The 11,285-nt window shown below is 64.7% G+C and carries 10 protein-coding genes; all 10 read left to right on the top strand.

Features of this window, described 5'->3' with window-relative positions; genetic code table 11:
• Positions 1-14: 14 nt before the first annotated feature.
• The 10 genes from HNP98_RS19410 to HNP98_RS19365 all read left to right on the top strand — a co-directional run bounded on the left by HNP98_RS19410 (position 15) and on the right by HNP98_RS19365 (position 11,261).
• The gene (locus tag HNP98_RS19410; protein WP_173811845.1) at positions 15-1,475 is read left to right on the top strand and encodes a leucyl aminopeptidase family protein; all 1,461 of its coding nucleotides are present in this window, start codon (positions 15-17) and stop codon (positions 1,473-1,475) included.
• Between the two features lie 137 nt (positions 1,476-1,612).
• Positions 1,613-2,647 carry a 4-hydroxythreonine-4-phosphate dehydrogenase PdxA gene (gene pdxA, locus HNP98_RS19405; protein ID WP_173811844.1) on the top strand — a complete coding sequence of 345 codons (1,035 nt, stop codon included), beginning with the start codon at positions 1,613-1,615 and terminating at the stop codon, positions 2,645-2,647.
• A 73-nt stretch (positions 2,648-2,720) separates the two neighbouring features.
• Positions 2,721-3,278, top strand: coding sequence for a YceD family protein (locus tag HNP98_RS19400; protein WP_246275234.1), 558 nt, complete (start codon positions 2,721-2,723; stop codon positions 3,276-3,278).
• Between the two features lie 132 nt (positions 3,279-3,410).
• Positions 3,411-3,635, top strand: coding sequence for a 50S ribosomal protein L32 (gene rpmF / locus HNP98_RS19395; RefSeq protein WP_173811843.1), 225 nt, complete (start codon positions 3,411-3,413; stop codon positions 3,633-3,635).
• Positions 3,636-3,758: 123 nt separating this feature from the next.
• Positions 3,759-4,700, top strand: coding sequence for a phosphate acyltransferase PlsX (plsX, locus tag HNP98_RS19390; RefSeq protein WP_173811842.1), 942 nt, complete (start codon positions 3,759-3,761; stop codon positions 4,698-4,700).
• A gap of 136 nt (positions 4,701-4,836) precedes the next feature.
• Positions 4,837-5,841, top strand: a complete 1,005-nt coding sequence (locus HNP98_RS19385; RefSeq protein ID WP_173811841.1) for a beta-ketoacyl-ACP synthase III — start codon at positions 4,837-4,839, stop codon at positions 5,839-5,841.
• A 99-nt stretch (positions 5,842-5,940) separates the two neighbouring features.
• On the top strand, positions 5,941-6,504 hold the full coding sequence (gene efp / locus HNP98_RS19380) for an elongation factor P (RefSeq protein ID WP_173811840.1): 564 nt from the start codon (positions 5,941-5,943) through the stop codon (positions 6,502-6,504).
• Positions 6,505-6,532: 28 nt separating this feature from the next.
• Positions 6,533-6,997 (top strand): acetyl-CoA carboxylase biotin carboxyl carrier protein, encoded by a 465-nt coding sequence (gene accB, locus HNP98_RS19375; protein ID WP_173811839.1) that lies wholly within the window; start codon positions 6,533-6,535, stop codon positions 6,995-6,997.
• A gap of 132 nt (positions 6,998-7,129) precedes the next feature.
• The gene (gene accC / locus HNP98_RS19370; protein ID WP_173811838.1) at positions 7,130-8,473 is read left to right on the top strand and encodes an acetyl-CoA carboxylase biotin carboxylase subunit; all 1,344 of its coding nucleotides are present in this window, start codon (positions 7,130-7,132) and stop codon (positions 8,471-8,473) included.
• A 205-nt stretch (positions 8,474-8,678) separates the two neighbouring features.
• Positions 8,679-11,261 carry a CIA30 family protein gene (locus tag HNP98_RS19365; RefSeq protein ID WP_173811837.1) on the top strand — a complete coding sequence of 861 codons (2,583 nt, stop codon included), beginning with the start codon at positions 8,679-8,681 and terminating at the stop codon, positions 11,259-11,261.
• Positions 11,262-11,285 lie beyond the last annotated feature (24 nt).

Genomic DNA, 11,285 nt, shown 5'->3' with positions numbered 1-11,285 from the left:
CTTTTTCTTCCGCCATGCTTCCTATCCTTGCCCACGCGGCTGCCGCGCCTTCCGGGGCGACCCAGGTGTTTCTGCTGCCCCCCGGCACCACCGCCCTGCCCGAAGCCGCCGTGGGCGACTTATCCGCCGCCGCCCGCACCTACGCCGAAACCGCGCTGGCCCACGACCAAACGCTGGTGCCCCTCAACCATTTCAGCCACCAGCATTACTACGTAGTGCTGGCCGATAAACCCACTGCCGACCAGGTATTGGAGGCCCTGCGCCGCAGCGGCCACCAGCTCCACGGCCTGCTAAAGGCAGCGCGGGTAACCGAGGTTTTCATCCAGAACCTGGCCGACGAGCCCGCCGGGGCCCTGGCCCTGGCCGAGGGCCTGGCCCTCACGGCCTACCAATTCGAAGGCTATAAGACCGACGAGAAATCGCGCCAGGCCCCGGCCTTGACCACAGTTAACCTAGTGGGCGATGCGGCCACCGAAACCCAAGTGGCCGCGCTGCAGGGCCTGCTGCAAGGCGTGGCCCTGGCCCGCGACCTGGTGAACGCGCCCGTCAATAAGCTCAACGCCGAGCAGTTTGCGGAGCGCATGGCGGCCGCCGGCGACGAAGCCGGCTACACCACCGACATCCTCGACCTGGCCCGCATCGAGGCCCTGCGCATGGGCGGCCTGCTGGCCGTGAATCTGGGCTCGCCCGAGCCGCCCACGTTCAGCATTTTGGAATGGAAACCGGCCAACGCGCAGAATGCCAAGCCCTACGTGCTGGTGGGCAAGGGCGTGGTGTTCGACACCGGGGGCCTCAGCCTCAAGCCCACGCCCAACAGCATGGACCTGATGAAGTGCGACATGGCCGGCGGCGCGGCTGTGGCCGGCACGCTCTACGCACTGGCCAAAAACCAGGTCCCGCTGCACGTCATCGGCCTGGTGCCCGCCACCGACAACCGCCCCGGGGGCCTCGCCTTCGTGCCCGGCGACGTCATCACGATGCACAGCGGCCTGACGGTGGAAGTGAAAAACACCGACGCCGAAGGCCGCCTGTTGCTGGCCGACGCCCTCAGCTTCGCCAAGAAATACGACCCCGAGCTGGTCATTGACCTGGCCACCCTCACCGGGGCCGCCGTGCGCGCCATCGGCACCGAGGGCAGCGCCGTGCTGGGCACCGCCGGGGCCCCCACGGTGCAGCTGCTGCACGCCGCCGGCCACCGCACGCACGAGCGCCTGGTCGAGTTCCCGCTCTGGGACGAATACGCCGACCACATCAAGTCCGACATTGCCGACCTCAGCAACCTGGGCAAGGGCGAGGCCGGCCACATCTCGGCCGCCAAGTTCCTGGAGCGCTTCGCCGAAGGCTACCCCTGGCTGCACCTCGACATTGCCGGCCCGGCCTTTCTCACCGCCCCCGACAACTACCGCGGCAAGGGCGGCACGGGCGTCGGCGTGCGGCTGCTGTACGAGTTCTTAACCAAGCAATTGACCAATTAAAACGTCATGCTGAGCGCAGCGCAGCGGAGTCGAAGCATCTCTCCCGCGGCAGTAAACCAATCGATTGGAATAGTTAAGCAGTAGAGATGCTTCGACTCCGCTCCGCTGCGCTCAGCATGACGTTCATTACCAACCTTATGCCTAAAACCCTCCCCCGCCTCGGTTTTTCCGTGGGCGACCTCGCCGGCATCGGCCCCGAAGTCATTTACAAAACGCTGCTCGACGAGCGGGTATTAAAGCTGTGCACCCCGGTGGTGTATGGCACGGCCACGGCCCTGTTCGACGAGTTTCCGGTGGCCAAAGACGCCGAGCCGCTGGCCTTCCGGCAGCTGCGCGACGCCGCCGACATTGCCCCCGGCCGCCTGAACGCCGTGACCTGCTGGGACGAAGACTTCCACCTGGCCCCCGGGCAGCCGTCGGCCGCGACCGGGCAGGCGGCCCGCGAGAGCCTGCTCGCCGCCTGCCGCGACCTCAAGGCCGGCCTGCTCGACGGGCTCGTGACGGCCCCCATCAGCAAGGAAAATACCCAGGGGCCCGACTTCCGCTACCCCGGCCACACCGAGTTCCTGACGGCCTACTTCGGGGCCCCCGAGAGCCTGATGCTGCTGGCCGACGAAGAATCGGGCCTGCGCGTGGCCACGGCCACCGGCCACGTGGCCCTGCGCGATGTACCCACCCGCCTCACGGCCGAGCTGCTGCGCAAGAAGATTCACTTGCTGCTCAAGTCGCTAAAAACCGACTTTGGCATCGACAAACCCAAGGTAGCCGTGCTCGGCCTCAACCCCCACGCCGGCGAAAACGGCTTACTGGGCCGCGAAGAAATCGACCTGGTGGGGCCCGTGCTCCAGCAGTTTCAGCAAGACGGCCACCTGGTGCTGGGCCCGTACCCGGCCGACGGTTACTTCGGCACCGGGCAGTTCCGGCAGTTCGACGCCACCCTCTCGCTCTACCACGACCAGGGCCTGGTGCCGTTCAAGCTGCTGGCCTTCGAGCACGGCGTGAATTTTACGGCCGGCCTGCCGGTGGTGCGCACCTCCCCCGACCACGGCACGGCCTACGGCATCGCCGGCCAGTTCCGGGCCGATGCGTCGTCGTTCCGGGCCGCTGTATTCATGGCAGCCGACATTTGGCGCAAGCGCCAGGAAGCCGCTGCGCCCCGCAGCGCCCGCTAAGGTCCTTGCTGGCAACCAGTTGATGCGCAAAATTCAGTCCATTGCTTGCCAAACCGCCGATTTTTTGCTACTTTTGCGCCCTGCAATTGAGTGCGCCGTGAAAAAAGAAAGCCAATACGACTTGAATCTGGTGAAGCTGGGCCCGAAAACGGTCCGTTTCGACTACGAGCTGGGGCCCGATTTTTTCGCCCTGTTCGAGCAGCCGCTCGTGGAGCAGGGCCAGCTGCACGCCGAGGTAGCCGCCACGCGCACCGAGCGCCTGCTTACGCTCGACTTCCACATTACGGGCACCGTGCGCCTGGCCTGCGACCGCAGCCTCGACGAGTTCGACCAGCCCCTGGACGTGGAAGAGCAGCTGTTGGTGCGCTTCGGCGACGAGGCCAAGGAGCTGGACGACAACGTGCTGCAAATCACGCCCGACACCCAGGTACTGCCGCTGGCCCAGCACTTGTACGATTACATCGGCCTGGCCCTGCCCATGAAAAAGCTGCACCCGCGCTTCCAAAACGAGCCCGACGACCAGCCCGACGCGCCTACTAAGCACATTTTTTCGACCCGGCGCGACGCGGATGATTCCGACGACGACGAGCCCGCCGACCCGCGCTGGGCCGCCCTGCGCAACTTGAATTAACCCGATTTAATAGGGCCGGCCCGGGGATGGCCGCCCCGCTAGCTGGCGCTGGCGTGTTACCATTTCGTTCCCCGGGCCGTTTCCGTCGGCCAAGCTCTTCACTAAAAATCTCAACTCTCAACCCTCTGCATCATGGCCCATCCTAAGCGCCGCACCTCCTCTGCCGTTCGCGACAAGCGCCGCAGCCACCACAAACTGACCCCTAAAGCCGTGACGCTGTGCCAGAACACCGGCGAGCTGCACTTGCGCCACAAAGCCTACGTGGTGGACGGCGACCTGTACCGCCACGGCAAAGTGGCCATCAAGAACTTCAGCAAAGTAGCGGCCGCCGCCGCCCCCGATACCGACGAGGAATAGCCCGCGAAGTCGTTACTTCGCGGCACCGGAGGCGTTCCGGGCCGGCCCTCCTCCCCGGGCGGGGGCTGGTTCGGAACGCTTTTTTGTGGGAACCCTATCCGCTGAATTCCTAATTTCTTGTTCATGAAAATTGCCCTGGACGCCATGGGCGGCGACTTCGCCCCCCAGGCTGCCGTCGCGGGGGCCCTGCTGGCGGCGGAACGGCTCGCCGGCAAAGCCACCATCGTTTTAATTGGCCAGGAAGACGCGGTGCGGCCCTTGCTGCCCACCACCGGCTTCGCGCCGGATGCTTTTGAGTTCGTGCCCGCCACCCAGGTCATCGAAATGGGCGAGCACCCGGCCAAAGCCTTCCAGCAAAAGCAGGATTCCAGCATTGCCGTGGGCTACCGCCTGCTGCACGGCGGCGAGGTCGATGCGTTTTGCTCGGCCGGCAGCACGGGGGCCATGCTCGTGGGGGCCATGTTCACGGTGAAGCCCGTGTCGGGGGTGCTGCGGCCGGCCATCGCCAACTTTGTGCCCAAGCTCAACGGCCAGTTTGGCATCCTGCTCGACGTGGGGGCCAACGCCGAGTGCAAGCCCGAGATGCTGGAGCAGTTCGGCGAGCTGGGCTCGCTCTACGCCCAGTACGTGCTGGGCATCGAGCACCCGTTGGTGGGCCTGCTGAACCTGGGCGAAGAGGAAGGCAAGGGCACCGCCCTCACCCAAGCCGCGTACCAGCTGCTGAAAATCAACCCCCACATCCACTTCGTGGGCAACCTGGAGGGGCGCGACCTGTTCAACGACAAGGCCCACGTGGTGGTGTGCGACGGCTTCACGGGCAACATTTTGCTGAAAATGGCCGAATCGGTGCACGAGATAATGGCCCACAAGAACATGCACGACCCGTTTTTCGACCGCTTCAACTACGAGGACATCGGCGGGTCGCCCATTTTGGGCATCAACGACAACGCCATCATCGGCCACGGGCGCAGCACGCCCATGGCCATCGGCAACATGCTGGTGCAAGGCTACAACATGGCCGCCTCCGGCATTGCCGACCAAATTAAAGCTACTTTTAAGTCCTGACCGGGGGCCGCGGCCTCCAACTGAAAAATCCGGCTCCGGCCGGATTTTTTGGTAATAAGCCTTTTAGGGCCGGGCTCCGCAGTCTGGCCGCGGCTTCCGTCCTCGTTTCTCCCGTCCCGCCCCTACTTTTGCCCGTATGAAGATTACCGCTGCCATTACCGGGATAGGTTCCTACGTGCCCGACTACGTGCTGACCAACTTGGAGCTTGAGAAAATGGTGGACACCACCGACGAGTGGATTACCTCGCGCACGGGCATCAAGGAGCGCCGCATTCTGAAGGGCGAGGACCAGGGCACTTCGGTGATGGGCATCAAAGCCGTGCAGCAGCTGCTGGAAAAAACCGGCACCCGCCCCGAGGAAGTGGACCTGCTGATTTGCGCCACCGTGACGCCCGACATGCTGTTCCCGGCCACGGCCAACATCATTGCCAACGGCGTGGGCATCGCCCGGGCGTTTAGTTACGACATGAACGCGGCCTGTTCCGGCTTTTTGTTTGCCCTGGCCACCGGGGCCCAGTTTGTGCAGTCCGGCACGTACAAGAAGGTGGTTATTGTGGGGGCCGACAAGATGTCGGCCATCGTGGACTACACCGACCGCGCCAACTGCATCATTTTCGGCGACGGGGCCGGGGCGGTGCTGCTCGAGCCCAACACCGAGGGCTACGGCCTGCTCGACCAGGTGCTGCGCACCGACGGCAGCGGCGAGGCGTACCTGTACCAGAAAGCCGGCGGCAGCCGCCGCCCGCCCACCCACGAAACCGTGGACCGGCGCGAGCACTTCATTTACCAGGAAGGGGCCACGGTGTTCAAGTTTGCCGTGAAGAGCATGGCCGACGTGGCCGCCCAGGTGATGGAGCGCAACCACCTCGGCAACGACGACGTGGCCTGGCTGGTGCCGCACCAGGCCAACAAGCGCATCATCGACGCCACGGCCCACCGCATGGGCGTGGGCCCCGAAAAAGTGATGCTCAACATCCAGCGCTACGGCAACACCACCAACGGCACCATCCCGCTGTGCCTGTCCGACTACGAAAGCCAGCTGCGCCGCGGCGACAACCTCGTGCTGGCCGCCTTTGGCGGGGGCTTCACCTGGGGCTCCGTGTACCTGAAATGGGCGTATGATTATCAAGCTGTTAGCTAATAGCTGTTAGCTGTTAGCTTGCGTTTATCGATTTTTAATTCTCTCCTTATTCCATCAAAAGCTAATAGCTAGCAGCTATCAGCTAATAGCTCAAAAATCATGGCTTCAACCGCCGACTTTCGCAACGGGCTCGTGCTCAACTACAACGGTGAGCTGCACGTCATCACCGAATTCCAGCACGTGAAGCCCGGCAAGGGCCCCGCCTTCGTGCGCACCAAGCTGCGCAACATCAAAACCGGCCGCGTGATTGACAACACCTTCAACGCCGGCGTGAAGGTGGAAACGGCCCGCGTGGAGCAGCGCCCGCACCAGTTCATCTACAAAGACGACTACGGCTACACGTTCATGGACGCGGCCACGTTCGAGCAGATTGTGCTGCCCGACGCCATGGTGCCCTTTGCCGACCTGATGAAGGAAGGCCAGGAAGTGACCATCCTCATGCACGCCGAAACCGAGCTGCCCCTCACCGCCGAGCTGCCCACCACCGTGGAGCTGATGGTGACCTACACCGAGCCCGGCCTGCGCGGCGATACGGCCACCAACACCCTCAAGCCCGCCACCATGGAAACCGGGGCCCGGGTGCAGGTGCCGCTCTTTATCGACCAGGACACCAAAATTCGGGTCGATACCCGCACCTACACCTATGTCGAAAGAGTCAAGTAAAGGCCCATCGCCCAAAAAGGACGCCCCTATGAAAGCCAAAGAACTACAGGAACTGCTCGATTTTATCGCCAAATCCGGCCTGAACAAGGTGAACATCGAGACGGAAGAATTCAAGATTTCGGTGCAGCGCGAGCCCAACACCAAGCAAGTGGTGAGCCTGAGCGCCCCGGCCCCCCAGGCCGCGCCCGCGGCGGCCTTGGCCCCGCTGGCCCCCGCCGCGGCCCCGGTTGCCGCCGCTGCGCCCGCCGCAGCGGCCGTGCACACCGCCCTGAAAGCCCCTATGATTGGCACCTTCTACCGCAGCAGCGGGCCCGATACGGCCGCTTTTGTGCAGGTGGGCGACGTGGTGGAAAAAGGCCAGGTGATTTGCATCATCGAGGCCATGAAGCTTTTTAACGAGATTGAAGCCGAGCAGAGCGGCCGCATCGTGAAGGCCCTGGTAGAAAACGCCACCCCGGTGGAGTACGACCAGCCGCTGTTTTTGATCGAGTAATCAAGCGCCTGTTTTGCCCCGTGTAGGGGCGGGGCTTGCCCCCGCCCGTCGTTCGCGCCGCCTAGGGCATCGTGCAGCGACGGGCGGGGGCAAGCCCCGCCCCTACTGAACTTTCATCTCCTCTCCACCCCCATGTTTAAGAAAATTCTCATCGCCAACCGGGGCGAAATTGCGCTGCGCATCATCCGCACCTGCAAGGAAATGGGCATCAAAACGGTGGCCGTGTACTCGACCGCCGACAAGGAAAGCCTGCACGTGAAGTTCGCCGACGAGGCGGTGTGCATCGGCCCCCCGGCCTCGGCCCTCTCGTACCTGAGCATGCCGAACCTGATTGCGGCGGCCGAAATTACCAACGCCGACGCCATTCACCCGGGGTACGGCTTTTTGAGCGAAAACGCGGAATTCTCGCGCATCTGCCAGGAAAACGGCATCAAGTTCATCGGGGCCTCGCCCGAGATGATCAACCAGATGGGCGATAAGGCCACCGCCAAGGCCACGATGATTAAGGCCGGCGTGCCGTGCATTCCGGGCTCGGTGGGCCTGCTCGATTCGGTGGAGCAGGGCAAGAAAATCGCCAACAAAATCAAGTACCCCGTCATCCTCAAGGCCACGGCCGGCGGCGGCGGGCGCGGCATGCGCGTGATCCACGCCGAGGAAGAATTCCAGAAAGCCTGGGACGACGCCCGCACCGAGTCGAAGGCCGCCTTTGGCAACGACGGCATGTACTTGGAGAAGTACGTGGTGGAGCCCCACCACATCGAGGTGCAACTCGTGGGCGACCAATTCGGCCACGTGTGCCACCTCTCGGAGCGCGACTGCTCCATCCAGCGCCGCCACCAGAAGCTGGTGGAGGAGGCTCCTTCGCCGTTTATGACCGACGATTTGCGCGAGCGGATGGGCGCGGCGGCCATCGCCGGGGCCTCGGCCATCGGCTACGAGGGCGTGGGCACCATCGAGTTCCTGGTCGATAAAAACCGGGATTTCTACTTCATGGAGATGAACACCCGCATCCAAGTGGAGCACCCCGTGACGGAGGAAATCATCAACTACGACCTTATCAAGGAGCAGATTAAGGTGGCGGCGGGCATCCCGATTTCGGGCAAGAACTACTTCCCCAAGATGCACGCCATCGAGTGCCGCATCAACGCCGAGGACCCGCGCAACGGCTTCCGGCCGGCCCCGGGGCGCATCACCACGCTGCACATCCCCGGCGGCCACGGCGTGCGCGTGGACACCCACGTGTACGCCGGCTACCAGATTCCGCCCAACTACGACTCGATGATTGCCAAGCTCATCACCGTGGCCCAAACCCGTGAAGAAGCCATTGTGAAGATGAAGCGGGCCCTGAGCGAGTTCGTGGTAGAGGGCGTGAAAACGACCATCCCGTTCCACCTGGCCCTGATGGATAACGAGCAATTTAAAGAGGGCTACTTCACCACGGCCTTTCTGGAATCGTTCGATTTCTCAGAAATTTAATTAATCAGTATTCGGGGGTTACTAAAAAGGCCTGTGCGATGGATTCGCACAGGCCTTTTTAGTAACCCCCGAATACTGATTATCAGCTACTTAAACTCATTATTTACGCAAACGTTTGTTTTAATAATTAGGGGCCGCTACCTTGCGCAAAATAACTGGGATTGGCCGGGGCCGTCCGTCCTTTTTAATCTTCCGTTTCATGTGTTTGCGCAGTGCAATGTTGTTAGTGGGGGCCCTGGGGGCCCTGGCGTTTCCGCGGGCGGCTGCTGGCCAGGCGGCGCACCGCGGCGACGTGTTTGTAGATAAGGCGGGGGTGTTGCGCTGGCAGCAGGGCAAGCAGGAAGTGGCCCTGTTCGGGGTGAACTACACCGCGCCGTTTGCCTACTCTTATAGGGCCCTGGGCAAGCTGGGCGTGGACCGCGAGCAGGCCGTCCGGCAGGACGTGTACCACTTGGCGCGGCTGGGCGTGGACGCGTTTCGGCTGCACGTGTGGGACGTGGAAATCAGCGATACGCTGGGCAACTTGCAGGAGAACGACCACCTGCGGCTGCTCGATTACCTGGTGGACCAGCTGGAACGGCGCGGCATCAAAATCATCCTCACCCCGATTGCCTACTGGAACAACGGCTACCCCGAGCAGGACACCGGCACGGGCTTTTCGAGCATTTACGGCAAGGGCGAAGCCTACACCAACCCGCGGGCCGTGGCGGCCCAGGAGCGCTACCTCACGCAGTTCCTGAACCACCGCAACCCCTACACCAAACAACTGAACTGGCAGGACCCGGGCATTATCGCCTTCGAGGTGTGCAACGAGCCCCACTACCACTTGCCCGAGGGGCCCGTGACGGCTTTCGCCGACCGCATGGCCGGGGCCATCCGGGCCACGGGCTGCCGCAAGCCGGTGTTCTACAACATCGCCGAGAGCCCGCAGGTGCACGACGCTATTTTGAACGCCCGGGTGGACGGGCTCACCTTTCAGTGGTACCCCGAGGGGTTGGTGGGCGGGCACGCACTGCGCGGCAATTTCCTGCCCTACGTGGACCGGTACCCGATTCCGTACGCCAACGACCCGCGCTTCAAGCGCAAGGCCAAGATGGCTTATGAGTTCGAGTCGGCCGATGTGGTGCAGCCGGTGATGTACCCGTTCATGGCCCGCAGCTTCCGCACGGCGGGTTTGCAGTGGGCCACCATGTTTGCCTACGACCCGCTGGCCCTGGCCTACGCCAACACCGAGTACCAGACCCACTACCTGAACCTGGCCTACACGCCGGCCAAGGCCATCAGCCTGCTCATTGCCGGCGAAGCATTTCGGCGCGTGAAGCGCGGGCAAGTCTTCAAAGGCTACCCGGCTGATTCCGTGTTCGACGCCTTTCGGGTGAGCTACCGCGAGCAGCTGAGCGAGATGAACACGCCCGCGGCGTTTTATTACACTGGCAGCACGGGCACGCGGCCGGTGGCCCCGGCCCAGCTGCGGCACGTGGCGGGCACGGGCGCGTCGGCGGTGGTGCGCTACGGGGGCACGGGGGCCTACTTCCTCGACCGGCTAGCCCCGGGCGTGTGGCGGCTGGAGGTGCTGCCCGACGCCGTGCCCATCCGCGACCCGTTTGCCAAAACCTCGCTGGCGCAGCCCGTCACGCAGATTTTGTGGAACGAGCAGCCGTTGCAACTCGCGCTGCCGGAGGTGGGCGATACCTACTCGCTGCGGGGCCTAAACGCGGGCAACGCCGTGCAGGCCACGGCCGCCGGGGGCCGCGTGGCCGTGCGGCCCGGCGTGTACCTGGTGGCCGCGGCCGGCCGGGCCGCGGCCGCCTACACGGCCCAAACTGCCTTTGGCACGGGCCAGCTGGGCGAATTCGCGGCCCCCGCCCCCACCGCGCTGGGCCCCCAGGTGCGGCACACGCCCCCGGCCCAGGCCGTGGCCGGGCAGCCCCTGCGCCTCGAAATAACCTTGACCGGCGCGGGGCCCCAGGACACCGTGCTGCTCGTAGCCCAGCACTACTACGGCCGCACCCAGGCGCTGCCGATGGCGGCCACCGGCTACGCCACTTACGCGGCCACCGTGCCCGCCGCGCTGGTGTACCCGGGGTTGGTGAGGTACTGGCTGGTGCTGCGGCAGGCCGGCAAAACCCTGACGTTTCCGGGGGCCTTCGCGGGCCAGCCCGCCGACTGGGACTACGCCCACCCCGAGCACTGGGAAGTGCCCGTGGTGGCCGCCGGGGCCCCGCTGCCGCTGTTCGGCGCCGGGGCCGACAAGGATGCGGCGGAGGCCCACGGCGTGGACAACCAAGGCTGGACCGACTACGTGACCACGCCCGCCGGAGCCCTGGCCCTGCGCCTGGTGCAGGGCCCCGCCAACGACAAGCGGCCGGCTTCGGCCGCGGGGGCACCCGTGGCCGCGCTGCGGATCTATTTCGGTGATAAGCTGGCCGGCCGCGCGGCTGATTTGGCCTCGTACCAGGCCGTGGTGGTGCGGGTGCGCCCGGGCGCGGGCGCGGGCCCGCTGCGCCTGTGCCTGGCCACGCGCGACGGCGCCGCCTATGCCGCCGACGTGCCCGTGGCCGGCCCCGATTGGCAGGACGTGCGCGTGCCGCTGGCGGCGTTCCGGCCCGCGCCGCTGCTGCTGGTGCCGCGCCCCTACCCCGGCTTCCTGCCCCTCACCTACGCCGCCCCGGGCGCCCCCGGGGCCCTTCGGCTGGCCGAAGCGGAGGTGCTGCAAGTGGTGCTGGGGGCCGCCCCCGCCGGGGCCGCGCCGCTCACGGTGGACCTGGAATCGGTTTCGTTGCAATAAGTTGTATTGTTTTTCTTCCCTTTT

Source organism: Hymenobacter caeli, from assembly GCF_013294115.1.
Taxonomy (GTDB): Bacteria; Bacteroidota; Bacteroidia; order Cytophagales; family Hymenobacteraceae; genus Hymenobacter; species Hymenobacter caeli.
The sequence above is the reverse complement of the archived record's forward strand: the minus strand, read 5'-3'. Positions and strand labels throughout refer to the sequence as shown.

Coding starts and splice junctions, on each gene's coding strand:
- efp (WP_173811840.1), top strand. CDS start 5,941: ATGGCTTCAACCGCCGACTTTCGCAACGGGCTCGTGCTCAACTACAAC.
- pdxA (WP_173811844.1), top strand. CDS start 1,613: ATGCCTAAAACCCTCCCCCGCCTCGGTTTTTCCGTGGGCGACCTCGCC.
- plsX (WP_173811842.1), top strand. CDS start 3,759: ATGAAAATTGCCCTGGACGCCATGGGCGGCGACTTCGCCCCCCAGGCT.
- accC (WP_173811838.1), top strand. CDS start 7,130: ATGTTTAAGAAAATTCTCATCGCCAACCGGGGCGAAATTGCGCTGCGC.
- rpmF (WP_173811843.1), top strand. CDS start 3,411: ATGGCCCATCCTAAGCGCCGCACCTCCTCTGCCGTTCGCGACAAGCGC.
- HNP98_RS19410 (WP_173811845.1), top strand. CDS start 15: ATGCTTCCTATCCTTGCCCACGCGGCTGCCGCGCCTTCCGGGGCGACC.
- accB (WP_173811839.1), top strand. CDS start 6,533: ATGAAAGCCAAAGAACTACAGGAACTGCTCGATTTTATCGCCAAATCC.
- HNP98_RS19385 (WP_173811841.1), top strand. CDS start 4,837: ATGAAGATTACCGCTGCCATTACCGGGATAGGTTCCTACGTGCCCGAC.